This is a genomic window from Sebaldella sp. S0638, assembly GCF_024158605.1.
GTDB lineage: Bacteria > Fusobacteriota > Fusobacteriia > Fusobacteriales > Leptotrichiaceae > Sebaldella.
In genome coordinates this window covers 1-1979 of record NZ_JAMZGM010000231.1, presented here as the reverse complement: position 1 = coordinate 1979, position 1979 = coordinate 1, and the positions used below count along the sequence as shown (strand labels likewise).

The window sequence follows — 1979 nt, the reverse complement described above, 5'->3', positions numbered from 1 at the left end:
AAATCAATATATGAAAAACAAATCTTTTATTATATCAGATTTAATTTACAGACTTTCTTGCACACTCCCTTTATATCTTTTGCTTTGTCAATATTTTTTTAGAAATTAGATTCATAAAATATTCTTTCTCTGAAGCTTCAATGTTAAACTAATATTTCTTCTCATCAGCTAAGCAATTTTTTAACTTACATTTTTTCTCCAGCAGATTTTTTTATAGTTTTTATTCATCTTTGATATATTTATTATTAACTTTTTTTGTATCTTGTAATTCAATTATTAAATCTGAATCATAACCATAAATAATCATATCAAAAGTTACACTTGGATCTAATTCATAAAATAGACAATAAATTAAATACAAATGTTTTAAATTATACTTTTTATATCCAGCCTCAACATTTCTCACAAAAGCATTAGATACGTTTAAATGCGTTGAAATATCTATTGTAGTTAAAGAAAATTTCTTTCTCAAATTCTTTATATTTTTAATAATTTCTTTACCTAATCTATTTATCGTTACCATTTAGTATCACCAATACAATTCTATAAAAATATTTTTAAATTTAAGTACCTTTTGAGTAGACGAAAATAAAAAAATATCATAACATAAAGTTATTAAAAGATAACTACCTTGCTTAAGATAAATAAAAATAACACTCCTAAAATCTGAAGTATTATTTTTTTATTAAATTAGTTTAATACTTTATTTTAGAATTTTCTATTCAAATATACTTATATTTCTTTCTGATATTTGTTATTTACTTTTTTAGTCTCCTGTAATTCTACTATCAATTCATCGTCTCTTTCCGGAAATATGTCATTAAAATCTATGAACTCATCATATTCATTAAAAAACTGGACTATTAGATAAATATGTTTTACATTATATTTCATTGTATGACTCTCAACTGCTCTTACAAAAGAAGAGGAGACATTTAAATAGTCCGCTATTTTATATGATGGAATTTCTAACCTATTCCTTATTTTCAATATTCTTTGTGATATCAATTTATCTAAATCTGTTATATGACTTTTCATAATAAAATTCCTTTTTTATTTCATTATAGTTTAAATTCAAAATAAAAAAGTAAGTATATCTATACTTTTTATAAAAATTATGATATCATATATTTAAATTAAGAATTTTACTTTAAACTCCTAAAATTAAAATAACACTCAAATATTTAGAGTGTTATTTTTTATATTGCTTTTTTCAAGCTACTTTCTGATCATATCATGATTCAAGGATCTCATGATCCTAAGATATGACTATTTTTTTATCAAAAAAATTTTTATTGCGTTTCGTTTAGATAATTCCTTAAATTGCTGTGAAGCTTATTAGTAAGTAATTAACATTAATAAATGACGACGTAAGCTAGCCTTGCACACTTCGTTTTAAATATCGATATGGGATATAAAAGGTACTTCGAGAGTATATTATTTTAACGGGTCTTGCGAATCCTAATATCCATATATTTATTTAATTTTTTTAGCTTCATGTCCTATCCAGTTTATGATAGACTATTTTTTTTTATAATTTGACCATACTTTAAATATCACTTAAAATTTCTGGGAGACTAACTTTATTTATAAAAGCATAAAACAAGAGTAAACTTTTTCATAGCTTGGATTTTAAAACTATCAATAATCAAAGCATATTTAAAGACAGTATTTACAATCGAGTAGCGTTTCACTACATCATCTTGATATCTATACCTGTGTCGCAAATCACGACAGAGGGGTGATAAAATTACTCAGTCCTTAATTGTCATGGGATAACGTTCTGTTATACCATTACAAATACAGGGTTTGTAGTACATTAAAATATTAGTATCCTTATTTATAAGAAGTGTACATTTTTGACAGACCTTAAATCTAGCTTAGGGTGTCAATGACAGCTACTATGTAGTGCTATAGTAAAGTAGGAACACCAAAATCTAAACAATGATATAATAAAAAAAGAAAGAGGTGTTTTGAAA

Annotated in this window: 2 protein-coding genes; both read right to left on the bottom strand. The window is 24.0% G+C overall.

The window, feature by feature from the left end:
* Positions 1 to 220 precede the first annotated feature (220 nt).
* Positions 221 to 523 carry a hypothetical protein gene (locus NK213_RS19840; RefSeq protein WP_253352548.1) on the bottom strand — a complete coding sequence of 101 codons (303 nt, stop codon included), beginning with the start codon at positions 521 to 523 and terminating at the stop codon, positions 221 to 223.
* 209 nt (positions 524 to 732) lie between these two features.
* The gene (locus NK213_RS19835) at positions 733 to 1038 is read right to left on the bottom strand and encodes a hypothetical protein (protein ID WP_253352546.1); all 306 of its coding nucleotides are present in this window, start codon (positions 1036 to 1038) and stop codon (positions 733 to 735) included.
* Between the last annotated feature and the right edge of the window lie 941 nt (positions 1039 to 1979).

What these genes read in the sequence shown, in the direction of transcription:
- NK213_RS19835 (WP_253352546.1), bottom strand. Translation starts at nt 1,038, where the DNA reads ATGAAAAGTCATATAACAGATTTAGATAAATTGATATCACAAAGAATA.
- NK213_RS19840 (WP_253352548.1), bottom strand. Translation starts at nt 523, where the DNA reads ATGGTAACGATAAATAGATTAGGTAAAGAAATTATTAAAAATATAAAG.